The organism is Emticicia sp. W12TSBA100-4, assembly GCF_040253585.1.
In the GTDB taxonomy this organism is placed as follows: Bacteria; Bacteroidota; Bacteroidia; order Cytophagales; family Spirosomataceae; genus Emticicia.
The window spans coordinates 22801-42629 of the sequence record NZ_JBELAU010000001.1 but is presented as its reverse complement, the minus strand read 5'-3'; the positions used below and the strand labels follow the sequence as shown (position 1 = coordinate 42629).

24 protein-coding genes are annotated in these 19829 nt (G+C 37.8%); 13 read left to right on the top strand and 11 right to left on the bottom strand.

What is annotated here, in order from left to right; all coding sequences use genetic code 11:
* Nucleotides 1-68 precede the first annotated feature (68 nt).
* The 11 genes from rpsQ to ABR854_RS00150 form a co-directional block, all read right to left on the bottom strand.
* Complete coding sequence (rpsQ, locus tag ABR854_RS00200) at nucleotides 69-323, bottom strand: 30S ribosomal protein S17 (protein ID WP_305952748.1); 255 nt, start codon at nucleotides 321-323, stop codon at nucleotides 69-71.
* 45 nt (nucleotides 324-368) lie between these two features.
* Nucleotides 369-551, bottom strand: coding sequence for a 50S ribosomal protein L29 (gene rpmC, locus ABR854_RS00195; RefSeq protein WP_350263336.1), 183 nt, complete (start codon nucleotides 549-551; stop codon nucleotides 369-371).
* Between the two features lie 99 nt (nucleotides 552-650).
* The gene (rplP, locus tag ABR854_RS00190) at nucleotides 651-1079 is read right to left on the bottom strand and encodes a 50S ribosomal protein L16 (protein ID WP_350263335.1); all 429 of its coding nucleotides are present in this window, start codon (nucleotides 1077-1079) and stop codon (nucleotides 651-653) included.
* Nucleotides 1080-1191: 112 nt separating this feature from the next.
* On the bottom strand, nucleotides 1192-2064 hold the full coding sequence (rpsC, locus tag ABR854_RS00185; RefSeq protein ID WP_305952751.1) for a 30S ribosomal protein S3: 873 nt from the start codon (nucleotides 2062-2064) through the stop codon (nucleotides 1192-1194).
* Nucleotides 2065-2120: 56 nt separating this feature from the next.
* Nucleotides 2121-2465, bottom strand: coding sequence for a 50S ribosomal protein L22 (gene rplV / locus ABR854_RS00180; protein ID WP_188763529.1), 345 nt, complete (start codon nucleotides 2463-2465; stop codon nucleotides 2121-2123).
* Nucleotides 2466-2592: 127 nt separating this feature from the next.
* On the bottom strand, nucleotides 2593-2871 hold the full coding sequence (rpsS, locus tag ABR854_RS00175) for a 30S ribosomal protein S19 (protein WP_188763531.1): 279 nt from the start codon (nucleotides 2869-2871) through the stop codon (nucleotides 2593-2595).
* A gap of 90 nt (nucleotides 2872-2961) precedes the next feature.
* Nucleotides 2962-3786 carry a 50S ribosomal protein L2 gene (gene rplB, locus ABR854_RS00170; protein WP_350263334.1) on the bottom strand — a complete coding sequence of 275 codons (825 nt, stop codon included), beginning with the start codon at nucleotides 3784-3786 and terminating at the stop codon, nucleotides 2962-2964.
* A 78-nt stretch (nucleotides 3787-3864) separates the two neighbouring features.
* A complete protein-coding gene (gene rplW, locus ABR854_RS00165) occupies nucleotides 3865-4152 on the bottom strand; it encodes a 50S ribosomal protein L23 (protein WP_350263333.1) in 288 nt (95 codons plus the stop codon).
* A gap of 38 nt (nucleotides 4153-4190) precedes the next feature.
* Nucleotides 4191-4817, bottom strand: coding sequence for a 50S ribosomal protein L4 (gene rplD / locus ABR854_RS00160; RefSeq protein ID WP_350263332.1), 627 nt, complete (start codon nucleotides 4815-4817; stop codon nucleotides 4191-4193).
* Nucleotides 4818-4922: 105 nt separating this feature from the next.
* Nucleotides 4923-5543, bottom strand: a complete 621-nt coding sequence (rplC, locus tag ABR854_RS00155) for a 50S ribosomal protein L3 (protein ID WP_305952754.1) — start codon at nucleotides 5541-5543, stop codon at nucleotides 4923-4925.
* 436 nt (nucleotides 5544-5979) lie between these two features.
* Entirely contained in the window at nucleotides 5980-8691 is a 2712-nt protein-coding gene (locus ABR854_RS00150) for a hypothetical protein (protein ID WP_350263331.1), read from the bottom strand.
* 197 nt (nucleotides 8692-8888) lie between these two features.
* Here ABR854_RS00150 and mnmE point away from each other — a divergent pair, with 197 nt between their 5' ends.
* From mnmE to ABR854_RS00085, 13 genes are all read left to right on the top strand, one after another.
* Nucleotides 8889-10211, top strand: a complete 1323-nt coding sequence (mnmE, locus tag ABR854_RS00145) for a tRNA uridine-5-carboxymethylaminomethyl(34) synthesis GTPase MnmE (RefSeq protein WP_350263330.1) — start codon at nucleotides 8889-8891, stop codon at nucleotides 10209-10211.
* 76 nt (nucleotides 10212-10287) lie between these two features.
* Nucleotides 10288-11094 (top strand): EboA domain-containing protein, encoded by an 807-nt coding sequence (locus ABR854_RS00140; RefSeq protein ID WP_350263329.1) that lies wholly within the window; start codon nucleotides 10288-10290, stop codon nucleotides 11092-11094.
* A gap of 33 nt (nucleotides 11095-11127) precedes the next feature.
* Entirely contained in the window at nucleotides 11128-12147 is a 1020-nt protein-coding gene (locus tag ABR854_RS00135) for a TatD family hydrolase (RefSeq protein WP_350263328.1), read from the top strand.
* Between the two features lie 177 nt (nucleotides 12148-12324).
* Nucleotides 12325-13206, top strand: a complete 882-nt coding sequence (gene eboC / locus ABR854_RS00130; RefSeq protein ID WP_350263327.1) for a UbiA-like protein EboC — start codon at nucleotides 12325-12327, stop codon at nucleotides 13204-13206.
* A 204-nt stretch (nucleotides 13207-13410) separates the two neighbouring features.
* The gene (locus tag ABR854_RS00125; protein WP_350263326.1) at nucleotides 13411-14559 is read left to right on the top strand and encodes a 3-dehydroquinate synthase; all 1149 of its coding nucleotides are present in this window, start codon (nucleotides 13411-13413) and stop codon (nucleotides 14557-14559) included.
* Nucleotides 14560-14665: 106 nt separating this feature from the next.
* The gene (eboE, locus tag ABR854_RS00120) at nucleotides 14666-15859 is read left to right on the top strand and encodes a metabolite traffic protein EboE (protein ID WP_350263325.1); all 1194 of its coding nucleotides are present in this window, start codon (nucleotides 14666-14668) and stop codon (nucleotides 15857-15859) included.
* A 171-nt stretch (nucleotides 15860-16030) separates the two neighbouring features.
* Complete coding sequence (locus tag ABR854_RS00115) at nucleotides 16031-17401, top strand: alkaline phosphatase family protein (protein ID WP_350263324.1); 1371 nt, start codon at nucleotides 16031-16033, stop codon at nucleotides 17399-17401.
* 15 nt (nucleotides 17402-17416) lie between these two features.
* Nucleotides 17417-17806 carry a nuclear transport factor 2 family protein gene (locus ABR854_RS00110; protein WP_350263323.1) on the top strand — a complete coding sequence of 130 codons (390 nt, stop codon included), beginning with the start codon at nucleotides 17417-17419 and terminating at the stop codon, nucleotides 17804-17806.
* A 12-nt stretch (nucleotides 17807-17818) separates the two neighbouring features.
* A complete protein-coding gene (locus ABR854_RS00105; RefSeq protein WP_350263322.1) occupies nucleotides 17819-18604 on the top strand; it encodes a HipA family kinase in 786 nt (261 codons plus the stop codon).
* Nucleotides 18582-18968 (top strand): DUF3037 domain-containing protein, encoded by a 387-nt coding sequence (locus ABR854_RS00100; protein ID WP_350263321.1) that lies wholly within the window; start codon nucleotides 18582-18584, stop codon nucleotides 18966-18968. Before ABR854_RS00105 ends, ABR854_RS00100 begins: the two co-directional genes overlap by 23 nt.
* A 69-nt stretch (nucleotides 18969-19037) precedes the next feature.
* Nucleotides 19038-19286: a hypothetical protein gene (locus ABR854_RS00095; RefSeq protein WP_350263320.1), complete on the top strand. Its 249-nt coding sequence runs from the start codon at nucleotides 19038-19040 to the stop codon at nucleotides 19284-19286.
* A complete protein-coding gene (locus ABR854_RS00090; protein ID WP_350263319.1) occupies nucleotides 19283-19576 on the top strand; it encodes a type II toxin-antitoxin system RelE/ParE family toxin in 294 nt (97 codons plus the stop codon). Before ABR854_RS00095 ends, ABR854_RS00090 begins: the two co-directional genes overlap by 4 nt.
* 11 nt (nucleotides 19577-19587) lie before the next feature.
* The gene (locus ABR854_RS00085; protein ID WP_350263318.1) at nucleotides 19588-19800 is read left to right on the top strand and encodes a DUF3820 family protein; all 213 of its coding nucleotides are present in this window, start codon (nucleotides 19588-19590) and stop codon (nucleotides 19798-19800) included.
* Nucleotides 19801-19829 lie beyond the last annotated feature (29 nt).

The following is a 19829-nucleotide window of genomic DNA, read 5'->3' as shown; positions in this document are numbered from 1 at the left end:
TTCGACCCTGCTCAAGGGGTAATTTGGTTAATAGCTTTCTCCAGCTAAGGAGAACAAAATTGGGGCTATTATTTCGCTTTTTCTACGATTTCTACTAATCTCCAATTTTTGTTTTTGCTCAATGGACGAGTCTCCTGAATTTTAACGGTATCACCGATACCAACTTCATTGTTCTCGTCATGGAACATAAACTTCTTGGTTTTGAGCATAAACTTTCCGTACTTCGGATGTTTCAATTTACGAACCACAGCTACAACACCTGATTTATCCATCTTGTTGCTTACTACCGTTCCGATACGCTCTTTTCTGAGATTTCTTTCCATTGTTCAGATACTTGATATCCTGCTGTTAACAGGGATTGCTATAATTTATCTTGCGTTCAATTCAGTCAACAATTGAGCTATCAATCTACGAGACTGACGAATACGCATCGGATTTTCGATGGGTGTAATGGCGTGAGCAAACTGTAATTTCAAGATTCTATCTTTCTCAACAGCGATATTTTGCTCTAACTGCTCAAGTGACAATGCTTTGATTTCTGACTGTTTCATTTTATTATTTGAACTTAACTGAGTCAGGAATTAGGAATTAGGAATTAGGAATTTATACCTTCGACCGCATTCAAAACTCAGCACTCAGAACTATTGTTATTATTCAGCTCCTTCTTGATAGTCTCTACGAACTATAAATTTTGTTTGAACTGGAAGTTTTTGAGCAGCTAAACGTAATGCTTCTGTTGCTACTTCTACTGGTACTCCAGTTGCTTCGAATAAAATTGTACCTGGTTTAACACTGGCTACCCAATATTCAGGTGCACCTTTACCCTTACCCATACGTACCTCGAGAGGTTTTTTAGTGATTGGCTTGTCTGGAAAAATACGAATCCACACTTGACCTTCACGTTTCATTGCACGGGTAACACCGATACGTGCTGCTTCAATCTGGCGAGAGGTAATGAAACCTGGCTCTAAAGATTTGATAGCGAATGTTCCGAAAGCTATCTCGTGTCCACGAGTGGCGAGACCTTTAATTCTGCCTTTTTGTTGCTTACGAAATTTGGTTCTTCTTGGTTGTAACATGACGATGTTATATTTTCAGCACTGAGTGCTTAGTTTCAAGTTAAATTTTCCTAAAGTTTCAATGAATACACCAAAAGTTTTCGAGAAGTAAACTTGAAACTAAGTTAGGTGCTTATCTCTTATTTGGACCTGTACCTCTATTGTTATTATTGTTGCGATTGCCACCAGCACCACCACCACGGTTATTACTGTTGTTACGGCCACCACCTCTGTTGTCATCACGACCACCACCTCTGCGGTCGTCACGGCCTCCGCCTCTGCGGTCATCACGACCACCACGTCCGCCAGCTTGTGCTTCTGCACCACCTCTCTCGTTATTTGATTGAGAAGTACCACCACCTGCTGGAGTCAAGTCACGCTTACCGTAAACTTCACCTTTGAAAATCCATACTTTAATACCGATTTTTCCGTACACAGTAAGGGCTTCAGAGATAGCATAGTCGATGTCTGCACGAAGTGTATGCAAAGGAATACGTCCTTCTTTGTACATTTCGTTACGTGCCATCTCAGCTCCTGCTAAACGACCACCTAACTTTACTTTGATACCTTGTGCACCTACACGAACCGCAGCTTGGATAGCTTGTTTCATGGCACGACGGTAAGAAATACGAGCTTCGAGTTGTTGAGCGATTGATTCACCCACTAATTTAGCGTCGAGTTCTGGACGTTTGATTTCGTAGATATTAATCTGAACATCTTTGCCCGTTAATTTTTTAAGCTCCTCCTTGATTTTATCAACCTCATTTCCACCTTTACCGATAACAACACCTGGACGGGCTGTATGGATTGTAAGTGTAATGCGTTTTAAAGTACGCTCGATAACTACTTTCGAGATAGCACCTTTTGGAATACGAGCTGAAACGTATTTACGGATTTCTTGGTCTTCAACTAATTTCTCAGCGAAAGTTTTTCCACCATACCAGTTAGAATCCCATCCTCTGATATAACCAAGTCTTAGACCTACCGGATTTACTTTTTGTCCCATTGGTAATTTACTTTATTAAGCAATACGAGTAGTGTATCGTTTGCTATTTGATTTAATTAATTTGCACTATCAACTACAATTGTAAGATGGTGAGAACGCTTACGAACACGGTATCCACGTCCTTGTGGAGCTGGTCTCATGCGTTTCAACATACGTCCACCATCAACGAAAATTGACTTTACGTACAATTCTGCGTCTTCGATTTTCAAGTCTTCATTCTTTTGTTGCCAGTTAGCAACTGCCGATAATAAGACTTTCTTAACCACTGGTGCGGCGTGTTGTGGCTGAAAGCTCAAAATGCCTAAAGCCTGACTTACCTTTTTCCCTCTAATAAGGTCAATCACTAATCTTGCCTTACGAGGCGAGGTAGGGTAATCATTAAGTTTTGCTACTGCTTCCATTATTCTTGAAATGTAGAATTATGAATTTAGAATTAAGAATTAAGAGTTAAGAATTATGTTTACATTTCGGTATTCACACTTCATTTTACATTCTACATTCTTCATTCTTCATTCTTCATTGTAATTATTATCTTTTACCTTTATCTTTTTTTGCTACGTGACCACGGAAGTTACGAGTTGGTGAAAACTCACCAAGTTTGTGTCCTACCATGTTATCAGTTACATAAACAGGAATAAATTTATTTCCGTTATGTACTGCGAAGGTGTGCCCGATAAAATCTGGAGAAATCATTGAGCGACGTGACCACGTTTTGATAACTGACTTTTTGCCTGAGTTATTCATATCAACAACTTTCTTGTCGAGGCGAAAATCAATGTATGGTCCTTTTTTAAGTGAACGTGCCATTTTTTATTATTCTGAGCGATTTCTCGCTACGGTTAAGTTTTGAACTCTCTGTCTATTTCTAAATCAAAAAGCCATTAAACTGCTTGATTATTATTTATTTCTTCTTGAAATGATAAGCTTCGATGAAGGCTTTGTCGTATCACGAGTTTTCTTACCTTTCGCTAATAAACCGTTACGTGAACGTGGGTGACCACCTGACGAACGGCCTTCACCACCTCCCATAGGGTGGTCAACTGGGTTCATTGCAACACCTCTTACTCTTGGACGAACCCCTAACCAACGTTTACGACCTGCTTTTCCAAGCGTTACGTTCATGTGGTCTGCGTTTGATACTGTTCCTACTGTAGCAACACAAGTAGCAAGTATCATTCTCATTTCACCAGATGGCATTTTTAAAGTAACATATTTGCTATCTTTTGCTAATACCTGAGCGTAAGCTCCAGCACTACGTGCCATCTGAGCACCTTTACCTGGTTGTAATTCGATGTTGTGAATGATTGTACCAAGTGGCATATTTCCTACTGGAAGTGAGTTACCAACCTCTGGTGCAACATTTGAACCTGCGATGATAGTTTGTCCAACTTTCAATCCTTGAGGAGCAATGATGTATGCTTTCTCACCGTCAGTGTACTGAACCAAAGCAATACGTGCTGTACGATTTGGGTCATACTCAATAGTTTTTACTTCAGCAGAAATATCTACTTTATTTCTTTTGAAATCAATCAAACGATATCTACGTTTGTGTCCACCACCAATATAACGTGCAGTACGGTGACCTTCGCTATTTCTACCACCAGTTTTCTTGATAGTAGTGGTTAGGCTTTTCTCTGGCTTACTTGCTGTAATGTCTGAAAAATCAGGAGCAATTCTATGACGTTGGCCAGGTGTGTTTGGTTTTAATTTTTTGATACCCATTGTTACTTAATCTTTTGCAGCCGAAGGCTATACTTTAATTTAGTAAATTGTGTAATACTTGGCTACTTTTAGCACTTATTACAAATTTTCGTAGAAATCGATTAAATCACCATCTTTCAATGTTACTACTGCTTTCTTGAAAGTAGAAGTCATACCTGATGATGCTCTGCTACGAGTCATTCTCGATTTCTTTTTGCCGATTTGGCGAACAGTGTTTACGTCTGTTACAGTAACACCGTACATTTTTTCGACAGCTTTTGCGATTTCGATTTTGTTCGCATTCAACTCAACCTCAAACACAAATTTACCTGTTGTAGTAAGTTTTTGTGATTTTTCGGTAACGATTGGTCTTTTGAGTACGCTCATTTTTGTATTATTTATAAGCTGCAATGCAACTATAAGTCTTAATTCAATATTGTTTCAATTTTCGACAATGCACCTTCGCTAATTAAAACTTTGTCAGCGTTAATTAAATCGTAAGTACTTACTTCATCAACACTTATTACCTTAGTTTTAGGAATGTTACGTGCTGACAAATATACATTACTGTCATAATCACCTATGATAAACAAGGTTTTAGTGCCAGTTAAAGAAAGTGCGTTGAGGAATGACAAATATGATTTTGTCTTTGGTGCTTCGAAAGTAAAGTTTTCAATGATTGAAATATTGCTTTCTGCTGCTCTTGAAGAAAGTACTGACTTACGAGCCAACACTTTGATTTTTTTGTTGAGTTTGAAATCGTAATCACGTGGAACTGGTCCGAATACACGACCACCACCTACGAAAGTTGGAGATTTGGTAGAACCGTGACGAGCACCTCCTGAACCTTTTTGACGAACGATTTTCTTAGTAGAACGAGCGATTTCAGCTCTTTGCTTCGCTTTGTGCGTTCCTTGACGTTGGTTAGCCAAATAATGTTTTACATCTAAGTAAACTACGTGTTGGTTTGGCTCAATTCCGAAAACACCGTCAGCTAATGTAGCTACACGACCTGTGTCTTTTCCGTCTTTGCTTAATACTGGTAAATTCATTTGATTATTACTGTATTTTTTCGATGTCGTTCAGTTTCGACCTAAATAGCTTCTGCCCTAAGGAAGCTTTTTCTATAACACCCCTTTAAAGGGCCGGGGGTTATCTTATTTATGTAATGTAATGTAAGAATTTTTCGCTCCTGGGATTGAACCATTCACTACGATAAGGTTTTGCTCTGTAAGTACTTTTAATACTTTCAAGTTTTGGATTGTAGTACGAGTATTTCCCATACGACCACCCATACGAACACCTTTGAATACACGTGATGGGAACGAACAAGCACCAATCGAACCTGGGTGACGACCTCTGTTGTGCTGACCGTGTGTTTGACCACCTACCCCTGCAAATCCGTGACGCTTAACAACCCCTTGAAAACCACGTCCTTTAGAGTTTCCAGTCACGTCCAAGAAATCTCCTTCTGCAAAAACATCTTCTACACGAATTGTTTCGCCAAGGTTATATTCTTTTTCGAATTCTTTGAATTCTACTAATTTACGCTTAGGTGTTGTACCTGCTTTCTTAAAATGACCTACAAGCGAGCGGCTTGTATTTTTTTCTTTCTTTTCGCCGTAACCTAACTGAATAGCTGTGTAGCCATCTTTATCTTCCGTACGAACTTGAGTAACAACGCATGGGCCTGCTTCAATCAAAGTACATGGTACTGCTTGACCTTCTGCGTTGAAGATAGTTGTCATTCCAACCTTCTTTCCAATAATTCCAGACATGGTATTTTACGCTTTATTTTGCTAATTTAACCTAAACTTTCATCTTTTCGCCAGTTCAACGTAAACTGGGGTGCAAAATTCGTGAAAATAATGCACGATTACAAGTTAAAGCCAATAATTTATTTACTTTTTTCAGAGGTTGGCCACTGCCAACTTAAACTTTGCATTGCAAACCGCATGGGTAAGGACCAAATAGGTGCAGGACAATTCCTTGTTACCTTGCAATGATTCCTGTAAATGTTCAAAAGCTTTCGGAGACCGTTTCAAATGAGTGTTAGAGACAAGCTCTGTGACTCAACAGGTCAATAGTCAAACTGGTTTCCCGCATGAGCTGAGACTTCATTTGACCAGAGAAGAATACTCCGTTTCTTAATGAGAGTGCAAAGGTAGAAGTTTTATTTTTTAGATACAACTTTTATAAAGAAATATTTTGTATTTATTTCAACTTCACCGTCCAAACCTCAAATTTGGTTTTATTTGGGTTATATATGTATAATTTATTGTAGGCTTCGGCATACGAAAGTGCGGGTAATGCACTGGCAGGTAAGGGTTTATCGCCGATTGTTTTTCCTTTTAGGTCGAAAAAGGTATTGTTTTTACCGTCAAAAATTGAAATCACACGGAGGTCATTTCCTAAATCAAAATACTTCAATTGAGATTTCATGAAGTTTGTGCTTTCGATTTTTATCACCGATGCTCCTTGTTTATTGAAAATTACCATCGAAGTTGGTGTACGACGCACCACTAACCAATCTTTGCGGTTTTGGTCAAACAATAATTCAAATACAGTTCCTTTATCTGGACGCTCCAACTGAATATTGGCGTCGATTATGCTATTGCCAAGCATATCTACTTTCTTGATTTCTCCGATTTCAGAAAGCAAAGTAATTACAGAGTTTTTATTATTATCTTCTTCTACAATCATTCCGATTGGTCGGGCCGTGAGCGGTACTTTAGGAAAACCACTCAGATTTGGACCTTGTTCGTAAAATACATTGAGTGTGCCATCTTTTTGAAGGACCGCCAAATAAGCATTGTTTTTATACTTAACTGGCTGAATCTGAACTATGCTGCCGAGTTGAGTAGGTGTTTTAATCTTGCTAACTTTTTGCGTTTCTTCATTAATTATATATATCGCCCCCGAAGCATCAACAACATAGATTTTAGTTTCGTTGGTGGCTAAGGCTTTCACTCCACCATCAAGCGATAATTCGGGCGAACTGGCTACAATCCCTTTTGTATTATCTCGACTCAAAACCACTAAATCGCTTGGGGTGGTGGTCAGATAATGCAAAAGTCCATCTTGAAAATAATCGGTTGGCAATAAATAATTTGTGTTTATTGCCTGACCCAACGGAATAGCATTGATTTCTTTGGCAGTATTTGATAATAATTTCAGTTGACTATCGGCCTGCTGAACAATAATTTCATCCGCAGCATTGACTGGATTCTTTATTATTGTAGGAACACCAGCCAATGGACTATTGATAACCAAACTGTCTTGCAAAAACAATTTATTGACAACAGCCGCTTTTTGAGTCTGTGGGACTTTTTCTATCAGAAACTTTGTACCAAACGTACTATTAATCACAAAGTTTTCGATGGCCATGAAGCGTAAATCTTTCACTCTGACTTCATGTTTGAGTGTTGAGGCTTGCCATTTTTTGGGTAACGAATAATAAATATTATTCCATACTCTCTGCGGGCTAATGATAGCTGTTACTTGTGACTGTGGACTAAGTTTGGCAATAAAATCTCTGTAAATACTTGATTTTGCCCAAGTTTGACCTGTGTTGAGGTTATTGAGATATTCTCGCATAGCATCGTCATCGCTTGCCAGAATGATATAATCATCTTTTTGAGTGTAGTAGCAGTCAGAAAAACCTTTAAAAACCGAACCAAACAACATGGCGGGCAATTGGCTTACATCAATTTTTCTTACGTAGTTATTGAGGTACGTAAAAGGCTGAGATTTGAAATAGCTGGAGATTTTCTCGGCATCAGTAGCAAAATCATCAAATAAATTAAGAGCTTCGGCCGAATCTTCGGTTTTGATGAGTAGGATTTTCTTCGATGGTTCGTCTGACGAGGTTTCCATTTCACACATAACAACTTCATCTTTCAGAATCGAATACAAGCTATTAAGATTGGAATTCAGCAAGCGATTCACACTATCTTTTTCGGCCATGAGTTCTGGTTCTTGGTTTTTCATGTAAGTATTAAACTCTTGTGCTAACAAAAGCTTATTCTTGAAACTCAGACGAATGGTGATAGCGGTATTTTCGGGAATTAGTCCCGTACATGCAAATGGCTGTGGTTTTTGACGGGCAAAAATCCCCAAAAAAGGAATGGCATTTGTACCTTTTGAGTAAATGTAGGCCGAAATAATATTAGGCAGTTTTTGTTTCTCGAAAACAATATCAGGATTGCGTGGCGTGATATTTCCGAAAAACTCAATCAGATTAGGCGATAATTGCGACGGAAGAATATCAGCCACATCTTGCAAACTCTTGCTTTTGAAATAAATATGGGCAGTTCCTTTTCGAGATTCTTTGAATGGTACTCGCTCGATTGATACACCTGACTTTATTCGATTAGCTACTTCTTCGAGTAGTACTTTCGAACCGCTACAAATCAAAAAATCATCATGCACAAAAAAATTGAATAGTGAACGGCTATTTATATCATATAATTCGTTGATACGCAGACCTTTATAATTGCGTCCGTAAACTTTTCGTTTGGTAGCATCTGGTACTAAAAGATTATTCAAGAAAGATTCATCGCCAAAAGTACCCGCTGGAATATAGATAATGTATTCAAGATTTTTCTTGTTTTCTCGGTGAAGCGAATAAGTGATAAGTTTCTTTTCAAAGAACTTTTTAGCAATTTCTTGGTTATCAATATTTTCGCCTATCTTTTTTAGTTGAGCCAAAGCATCATAAAAAAAAGGAATATCGGCAAGCTGAGTTGGGTCAGTTTTGGAATAAAGGGATTGTTGGATTTCGGAACTTTCGACAACCAAAAAAGCACTGTCTGGCACAAAATTCCATGCATCTTTACGTGGAGCGAACCAAATTTGATAGGCAATAAATAAAGCAACCACCAATAAGATTGCGTTGAGATACCACAGAGTTTTTGCTTTTAACATATTTCAGAGGTCGAAAGTACAGAGCCGAAAGTCGATCGTTTCAAATAAATTATCGACTGTTTAGTCACAATTACTGATTTTAGGATTTTAGTTGGTAGATTTGCAAAAATAAGCAATTAAAACCACGATTAAAAGATTTACAGGATTTGTAAGATTGATTAATCAAAGATTAGAAAAGATTTCTTTTACTACAATAAATGATTCAATTAGAAACAATTTGTGCGTTATCAACCCCACAGGGTATCGGAGCGATTGGCGTTATTCGTGTTTCGGGCGAGCGTACATTTGAGATTGTCAATAAAATTTTCAAGGGTAAAGACCTCACAAAAGTAGATTCGCATACGATACATTTCGGTACGATTCGAGATGGCGGCGTAATTGTCGATGAGGTTTTGGTAGCGGTTTTTAAAACTCCCAAAAGTTTTACTAAAGAGGATGTCGTAGAAATTTCGTGCCACGGTAGCGACTATATAATAAGGTATATTCTGAAACTTCTGCTCCAAAACGGTTGCCGAATGGCACAAGCAGGAGAATTTACGCAACGTGCTTTCTTGAATGGTCAGTTTGATTTAGTACAAGCCGAAGCCGTTGCTGATTTAATTGCCGCTGACTCAGAAGCAGCCCATAAAACTGCCATGAACTTGATGCGTGGAGGTTTCTCAAACCAACTGAAGGCATTGCGTGAAGAACTGATTCATTTTGCGAGTTTGGTTGAATTGGAGTTAGATTTTGGCGAAGAAGACGTTGAATTTGCCGAAAGAGACGATTTAAAATCCTTAATATTGAAAATTCAAAATTTTCTGAAAAATTTAATAGACTCTTTTGATGCTGGGAATGTAATAAAAGAAGGTCTTCCTGTGGCGATAATCGGTCCACCCAATGCTGGAAAATCGACGTTATTGAATATCTTGCTCAATGAAGAAAAAGCGATTGTAACTGAAATTGCAGGTACAACTCGTGATGTGATTGAAGATGTATTGTTTATTGATGGCATAAAATTCAGATTTATTGACACCGCAGGAATCAGAGAAACAAAAGATGTTGTAGAATCTATTGGCATCGAACGCTCGAAAGATGCCATGCGAAGAGCAGAAATTGTACTTTTGCTTTCGGATAGTCAAGATTCAAATGAAGATTTTATTTCGGAATTTGATGAGGATAAAATTATTCGAGTGAGAAATAAGATTGATTTGGTCGAGAAAGCAGAAAATGTAGAAAGTTTAGCAATATCCGCCAAAAACAACATCGGCATTGATGAACTCAAAGCAGCAATTGTAGCAAAAGCAAAAACAAAAAAGCAAGCCGATACGATGCTCACGAATTTACGCCACTATGAACACCTCGTCAAAGCCAACGAAGCATTGAGTGAAGTATTGAATGGTTTAGATTTAGGCATAACGGGTGACTTTTTAGCACAAGATATTCGTCTTTCGTTGCATCATCTCGGTGAGATTACAGGAGCTATCTCTTCCGATGATTTATTAGCCAATATTTTTAGTAAGTTTTGTATCGGAAAGTGACATGCGTCATAGCATACAAAATTTTCATCGTAAATATTTACGATTATTTTAATCGTTATTTTGCCTAACCAAACAAATGAGTTTTTCTGAACAGATATTCGAAAAAATAAAAGAATTTGCTTCTCCAAAAGAAATTAGTTGGATTGAAGCCAAAAGTACTGGCAGTTTACAGTCTTTACAAACTGCCTTTGTAGCAACACCACGATTTATCAGTAAAACGACCATTGAATCTGCTGATTCTATCAATAATGTTGACATCAACAATTGGGCACTGGACAGATTAGTGCGGGTTTACTTCCTCACAAAATTTGATGGTTCGGACAAAGAAACCTACACGAAAGCCCTTGACACATTATTTGAAACCGCTGAAAATAATGAAGCAGTTGCTTTAATATCTGCCCTACCCTTTTTGGCATTTTCTGATTATTGGATGTTGCGTGCTACTGATGCTGTGCGGTCAAATATCGGTTTAGTTTTTGATGCTATTGCCTTTCAAAACCCCTATCCAATGCAATATTTCTCTGAACTGGCTTGGAATCAACTGGTTTTAAAGTGCATTTTCAATGATAAATCTATTCACCGAATTCAAGGTTTAAACGAACGAGCTAATCAAGAACTGGCTAATTCGATTTCATATTTAGCACATGAACGTTGGGCTGCTGGTCGCACGATTCCTGCTCAGGCTTGGCGATTGGTTAGTAAATTTATGAATGAAGCAATTTTTGAAGATATTTGTACCCTATTTGTATCTCAAAATCAAAATGACCAAATAGCGGCGACTTTGGTTTGTATCGAAACTGATTTTTCAGCGGCCAAAGAAGAACTAAAAAAACACCAAGAATTACAAAACGAAACTTTTAGCTGGTCAATGCTTGAGGTTTAGAAACGGAGTATTAACAACAATAGAGTCAATAAAATGTGTCAAAAACATTCTGAAATATCACAAAATCCTTCGCACTTTGAAGGCACAGCTGAAGAACTCGTAACATCAAAAACTGTACAGGCGAATTATGCTGATTATACAAAAGGCATGAGGTTCTTCGACCCACATATTCACATGACCTCCCGAACCACCGACGATTACACTGCTTTGATTGATGCAGGTGTGGTAGCCATTATTGAACCTGCTTTTTGGCTGGGTCAACCACGCACAGGTTTGGCTTCTTTCAAAGATTATTTTAGCAGTTTGGTTGGCTGGGAACGTTTTCGTTCATCACAGTTTGGAATCAAGCATTACTGTACGATTGGCTTAAACTCTCGTGAAGCTAATAATGAGGCTTTAGCAGAGCAAGTAATGGAAATTTTACCTTTGTTTTTGTACAAAGAAGGCGTAGTTGGCGTAGGAGAAATTGGTTTCGACGACCAAACCGCCGCCGAAGAAAAATACTATCGTTTACAGCTCGAATTATCAAAAGAGGCGGGTTTGCCAGTGCAAGTTCATACGCCACACCGAGATAAAAAGAAAGGAACTGAATTGAGTATGGCCATTGCTCTCGAACACGGCATTGACCCAAGCATGGTAATTATCGACCATAATAATGAAGAAACCGTAGAAAGTGTGCTTGAAAAAGGTTTTTGGGCAGCATTTACGATTTATCCATTTACCAAAATGGGTAATGAGCGTATGGTTGAAATCGTAAAAAATTATGGTTCAGAAAGAATTATGGTCAATTCAGCAGCTGACTGGGGTATCAGCGATCCTTTAGCTGTGCCAAAAACAGCAGCTTTAATGAAAATAAAAGGAATTTCTGACGAAGATATTCGCTTAGTAACGTACCAAAATGCCATTGATGCTTTTGCCCAAAGCGGACAAATCAATGTAGCTGATTTTGAGACACCACAGATAATTGACCAAAGCCTCAAATTCAATGGAAATACGGTTTTGCGTGGTGGCCAAATACCGAGAGTGGATAAAAACTCGTTGATAATTAGTTAATTACTCAATATTTCGCCCATTAAAATGGGCGACTAAGGGAACAATTGAAGGTTACTCCACTTTAGCGGCTTAAGTCGCTAAATATACTTTAACGTAAATCCGTTGTTCCTTTAAACAGTGAGGGTGCGACCCTTCGCTTTATTCACTGAACAGAATATCAAAAATCAAATTACGACCTTGAACCTAAAAGCCTACATACAACTTACCCGACCAGCCAATATTATCACAGCTATTGCTGATATTTTGGCCGGCGTTGCTATTGCTACCTTCTCATTTTCGATTGAAGAGATAAACCCAACAAAAGTTGTCTTTTTGTGCCTTTCTACTATTGGTTTGTACGGTGGAGGCATTGTCTTTAATGATATTTTTGATTTAGAACTGGATAAAATCGAGCGTCCAGAGAGAGTTATTCCGAGTGGAAAGGTAAGCAAAAATAATGCAATCATTATCGGCGTTTTGTTATTATTATTAGGCGTCTTTGCAGCACTGGCTAATAGTTTAGCAAGTAGCTTTATTGCCTTATCAGTAGCCGTTTGTGCTTTGATTTATGATAAATATGGCAAACATCATTCGTTTCTGGGTCCAATCAATATGGGACTTTGCCGAGGTGGAAATTTGATTTTGGGAATGAGCATCATCGAGGCAGCTATTCCACAATGGTGGTGGCTCGGACTTTTACCAGTTTGCTACATTGCCGCCATCACGATGATTAGCAGAGGCGAAGTACACGGCGGAAATAAGAACACACTATATTTTGCGGCATTTTTATACGTTTTGGTCAGCACTTTTCAGTTGTTTATCTCTTTTAATTTAGGAAATCTACTAATTACATCAGGATTCGTAATTTTGCATATTTATTTGATATTCAAACCTTTAATTACGGCAATTTCAAATCCAATTGGGCCAAATATCGGTAAAGCCGTGAAAGCAGGAGTACTTTCGCTCATCGTCATGGATGCCGCATGGGTGAGTGTTTCGGGCAACATTTTTCTTGCTATCGCAGTTTTATCTTTATTACCGATTTCGATGAAGTTGGCAAAAGTTTTTGCAGTAACTTAATTAGAAGTAAAATGACGATTTACGAATGTTGAATGACGAATTTTCTCAAAAATTCACATATTTCGAAAATATATTTTTAGTTAAGCATAAAAACCAAATTTGTAGTTTACATTTTTTCTAAATTTATTTCGGGACAAAACAATTCGTAAATCGTAATCGCTACAGCGAACCGTTCGTCAATCGTAAATTCTATAACCCAATATAATGAACCTTATTCAACAAGCCTTTCAAGTTCCGTATTCATTTAATATTGTTTTTACGAAAGGGCTTTTTTCAGCTGATAATCAAAAGTTTAGTGATTTCCTGACCAATTTTGGTGATACTCGTTTTCAAAAGAAAATTTTGTTTTTAATTGATGCAGGAGTAGCCGAAAACCATCCTTCATTGGCAAGTTCTATTCAATCTTACTTCAAAAATCACCCTAATATTATTTTAGTTGATGAAATCTTAGTAATGCCAGGTGGCGAAATCGTAAAAAACGACACGCAGTATTTAGACCAAACACTTTTGGCCATCAATAAGTACGGCATCGACCGCCATTCGTTTGTGGCAGCCATCGGTGGAGGAGCATTTTTGGACATGGTTGGCTATGCCTCAACGATTGCTCACCGAGGCGTAAAACACATCAGAATCCCGACTACGGTTCTTTCGCAAAATGATTCAGGTGTTGGTGTAAAAAATGGAGTTAATTTCTTAGGAAAGAAAAACTTTCTCGGCACATTTTCTCCACCCGTTGCGGTTTTCAATGATTCTGACTTCTTGACCTCGCTTTCTGAACGTGATTGGCGATCGGGAATTTCGGAAGCGGTAAAAGTGGCCTTAATAAAAGATTTACCATTTTTTGAATGGCTCGAAGCTAACGCTCATGCAATGGCAAACCGTGATATGGAAGTAATGCACGAACAAATTTTCCGTTCGGCAGCACTGCATACTAATCATATTTCGAGTGGCGACCCATTTGAAATGGGTTCAGCTCGACCGCTGGATTTTGGACACTGGGCAGCTCATAAATTGGAGTATTTGACCAATTTCGAGATTCGCCACGGTGAAGCGGTTGCCATCGGAATTGCTCTTGATTCGATCTATTCGCAACTTTTAGGTCTTATTTCACAAGAAGAAGTAAACAGAATCATTCATTTGCTCAAAAATCTTGGTTTCAAGCTTTACCACGAAAGACTCGGTGAGAACGACAAATTAAATTTGTGGGAAGGGCTAAATGAATTTAGGGAACACTTAGGCGGACAACTTACTATCACGATTTTAGAAAAGTTGGGCAAAGGCCGAGAAATCCACGAAGTAGATTTTGAGCTAATGAAACAGGCAGTGGATGAATTGAAAGTGACTCTTGATTAACATACATTTACCACGGAGGCACGGATTTCATAGATTTACTTAGAGACACATCCGTGAAAATCAGTGTAATCCGTGCCTCTGTGGTTATCTTAAAATTATTAACAAAATGCAAACCCCATACGGACACCTCTCTTATTGTAGCAATATTCACCCTGGCGAAGAATGGGCAGCTCATTTTTCGGTACTTCAAAGCAGTATTCCTGAAATAAAAGCGGCCGTTTGTCCGAACAAAAAGATGGGTATTGGCCTACGACTGGCTAATCAAGCGAGCATTGATTTATCGGAAAAATCTAATTTTGATACTTTCAAAAACTGGCTCGAAGAAAATGACTGCTATGTTTTTACGATGAATGGTTTTCCATACGGAGGCTTTCATAATGTAGTTGTAAAAGACCAAGTTCACGCTCCCGATTGGACAACGTCTGAACGCACTAATTATACTATCAGAAGTTTTGGTTTACTGGCTCAACTTTTACCAAATCATTTGACTGAGGGCGGAATTTCTACGTCGCCTCTCTCCTACCGTTTTTGGTGGAAAACTGCCGAGTCTTTAGAGGAAGCGACTAAAATTGCTACAAGAAACATGATTTTAGTAGTAGAATCACTCATTGAAATAAAAGCTACTACAGGAAAAACACTTCATCTTGATATTGAGCCTGAGCCAGACGGAATTCTCGAAAACTCTGATGAATATATCGCTTGGTATAATAATTACTTGCTTCCAATCGGAATTGAACAACTCGTGAGCAAAGGATTTTCCAGCGAAAAAGCAGTTGAAGCCATCAAAACACATATTCAATTGTGTTTTGATGTTTGCCATTTTGCAGTAGGTTTTGAAGCACCGCAAACTGTAATTGATAAGTTAGGAATCGAGGGATTGAAAGTTGGAAAAATACAAATTAGTTCAGCACTAAAAGTTGATTTTGCGAGCGATGCCGAAGAGAAACTAAAAGTGATTGCTCAATACAACGAACCAACGTATTTGCACCAAGTGGTAGCACAGCGGAAAGATGGAAGTTTTCAGAAATTCCCAGATTTGACTGAAGCAATTGAAGGTCTTGACGAAAACATTCATTCGTGGAGAGTGCATTTCCATGTCCCATTATTTTTAGAAAACTACGGTGTATTGAGTTCTACACAATCAGATATTGTTGATACAATAAATGTTCATAAAAATAAACCCTTCACTAATCACCTCGAAATCGAAACTTATACTTGGGGTGTTTTACCTACCGAGTTCCAAGCCCCTCTCAATGAGTCGATTATTAGAGAAATAAATTGGGTGAAAGGACTTTTGTAATATTTTCGAAAATTCATTGCCGTCTGCTTTAGCTGACGGATAATAATTGAATAAATATCAAATCGGCTTTAGCCAAAACTACCTACAATTTTGGCTAAAGCCAATTTTGATTTATATCTCTCAAACCGTCAGCTAAAGCAGACGGCAATGAAAATGTAGAAATACTCAAAAATGAAAAAAACAGTAGTCATAGATATAGTTGGACTTAGCTCAAGTGTTATCGGTGAGCATACGCCATTTATTCAGCAATTCATCAATAAAAATAAGCTGACACACATCAAACCACCTTTTCCTGCTGTAACGACAACTTCACAAAGTTGTTATGTTACAGGGAAAAATCCAGATGAACATGGTATCGTGGGTAATGGCTGGTACGACCGTGAAGCCAACGAAATGAAATTTTGGAAGCAGTCGAATAAACTCGTTCGGGCTGAAAAAATTTGGGAAGCAGCCAAACGTAAAAATCCAAATTTTACAGCATCAAAGATGTTTTGGTGGTATAATATGTATTCATCAGCAGATTTTTCTGCAACGCCTCGCCCGCAATATCATTCTGATGGTAAAAAAGAGCCTGATTGCTACACCTACCCTGCTGATTTGCGAGATAAGCTGCAAGCCAAATTTGGTACTTTTCCTCTGTTTAAATTTTGGGGGCCAAATACCAGCATTGACTGTTCAAAATGGATTGCCGATGCTGCCTTAGAAGTTGACAGAGAAAATGACCCAACACTTACACTCATTTATTTACCACATTTAGATTATTGTTTACAGAAATTTGGCGTTGATTTCAATAAAATTGCCAAAGATTTGAACGAAATTGATGATTTGGTAAAAGAATTAGTAGAATATTACGAAGCAAAAAATGCCAACGTAATTCTGCTTTCCGAATACGGAATTAACAACGTAAGTAATCCAATTCACATTAATCGTATTTTGCGTGAAAATGGTTTGATTTCGGTAAGAGTTGAAAATGGACACGAACTTCTTGATGGTGGTGCTTCAAAAGCATTTGCCGCCGCCGACCATCAAATTGCCCATGTTTATATCAATGATTTAATTCAAAAAGAGCGAATAAAGGCTATTTTATCTAAGGTAGAAGGAATTGCTTTGATAATGGACGAAGCCGAGAAAAGTGAGCATAAAATCAACCACGAACGTGCAGGAGATTTAGTTTTGATGGCAAAAGCTGATAGCTGGTTTACGTACTATTATTGGTTGGATGATAAACTCGCTCCTGATTTCGCTCGTAGTGTAGATATTCATAACAAACCTGGCTACGACCCAGTTGAAATGTTTATGAATCCTAAAAATCCATTCATCAAACTACGTGCCGCTTACAAACTGGCTCGAAAACTCTTAGGTTTCAGATACCGAATGGATGTAATTCCGCTCGATGCTACGCTCATCAAAGGCTCGCACGGAACACTTGATATTGGTAAAGAGTATTATCCAGTTTTGATTAGTAATCAGACTACGTCTAATGAAATTTTGGCAACTGATGTTTATAATATCATTTGGAATAGTATTTTTGGGAAAGAATAAAACCTAATAATGCTCATGAAAAAACTTTTTTTCTTTCTATTTCTATTGACAAACCTAACGTTTGCCCAAACAAAAGAAATTACTCCCGAAATTTTAGCCCAAAAACAGTTAAATGGCTATAATGCACGTGATATTGAGGCTTTTTTAGAACCTTATGCTGATGATGTTGAGATTTATACCTTTCCGAATACTTTACGAAGTAAGGGGAAAGATGAAATGCGAAAATCTTATGATTCTTACTTCCAAAAAACACCCAATCTTCATTGTGAGATAAAAAATCGCATCATTCAAGGCAATACCGTTATTGATAAAGAATACATTACGGGTACAAGCACGCCTTTTGAAGCCGTCGCCATTTATCAGATTGAAAATAATAAGATTAAAAGGGTTTATTTTGTTAGATAACCCAAAATTTCCATGCAAAACCTCCGAACAGTAAATATTACTCGATACGTAACACCTTTGCGAGAAGGTGGTTCGTTGCCTGCCATTGTTGAGGCTGATGATGGTTTTTTATATGTACTCAAATTTCGTGGGGCAGGACAAGGTGTAAAAGCACTGATTGCCGAATTGATTGGGGGCGAACTGGCTCGTGCTTTAGGTTTAAAAATGCCCGAAATTGTCTTTGCTACGCTCGATGATTCTTTCAGTAAAACCGAACCTGACGAAGAAATCCAAGATTTATTGCAAGCGAGTGTTGGACTAAATTTAGGCGTACATTATCTTTCTGGCTCAATTACTTACGACCCAATAGTCAAGACCGTTGAACCCAAAATTGCCTCAAAAATTGTATTGCTCGACTACATTCTGACCAACGTTGACCGCACACCACGCAATACAAATATGTTGATGTGGCACAAAGAATTATGGTTGATTGATCACGGTGCTTCGCTCTATTTTCATCATTCTTGGGAAAACTGGGAAGAGCAATCTAACAGAGCATTTTTGGCCATCAAAGACCATGTTCTTTTGGCACAAGCGACTGAGATTGAGGCTGTTGTTGAAGAATTCTGTGCAACACTCACACCCAAGCTCATCGGCGATGTTGTAAACTTGATTCCTGATGAATGGTTGAGCGATTATTCGGTGCTTGATTCGCCCGACGAACGCCGCCAAGTTTATGCTCAGTTCATCGAAACACGAGTAAAAATGATAGATTCTGTAATAAAAGAGATAGAAAATGCAAGAAAATCAACTATATGAGTATGCCGTAATTAGGGTTGTGCCAAAAGTTGAGCGTGAAGAATTTCTAAACGTTGGCATTATTCTCTATTGCAAAAAACAAGGTTTTTTACAGGCAAAATATATTCTCAATAAACAACGCCTCAGTGCTTTCGGTGCAGAACTCGACTTTGAAGATTTAGAAAAATACCTACAAACTTGGGAAAAGATTTGCATCGGCGGAAAAGATGGTGGCCCAATAGGCATGTTACCAATTGCTTCACGTTTTCGCTGGCTTACTGCCACTCGAAGTACGATTGTTCAGACTTCAAAAACTCATCCAGGTTATTCTACCGATGCCTTACAAACGCTTGAATGCCTTTTTGAAGCATTGGTTCTTTGCTAAAATAATTGGAAAATAAAGTTGTTATTCAATAATAAGATTTCTAAATTAGCAATAGAAAACATTAATTGTATGGAACTCAATACACTTGAACTAAAAAATGACCTTCATACATTGGTAACAAATACCAATGACGAAGAAGTACTATTTCGTGTAAAAGAGTATTTTACAGAACTAAAAAACAAAGATGATTGGTGGCATTCGCTAACAACCGAACAAAAAAATAAGGTTGAAATTGGTACGCAACAATTAGACAATGGCTTGAAATTTTCTAATGATGAAGTGCGAATTGAGATTGATAAATTGTTGAAGCGAAAATGAATCAAGCAAAAGATATTTATTGGTCGGCATTGGCAAAAGATACTTATGCTGAACTTTTAAGGTATTTACTGGACAATTATCCTTCCGAAATTGCTATCAATCTTGATGAAAAAGTAAAAAAACTAATTGACAATCTGCAATACTTCGACCAACTTTGTCCTCCTTCAAAAGTGGTTAAAAACTATCATAAATGCGTTATCACTAAACATAACTCGCTGGTTTACAGAATCAATAATAATCAGATTGAAATCGTTGCTTTTATTGATAATAGGAGTGATTTCGCTTATTAAATCATTATCCTATGAACTCCCAAATACTTCAAGATTTAGTAAAAATACAAATGCCTTTTGGTAAATACAAAGGTCGATTAATCTGTGATTTACCCGAATATTACTTAATTTGGTATCAAAACAAAGGTTTTCCTGATGGAAAACTTGGAATGTTGTTGGCTACGATGTACGAAATTAAAGTTAATGGATTGGAATATCTTCTGAAACCACTCCGCCAAAAATAGATAAATCTTTATTCTCCAAAAGAAATTAT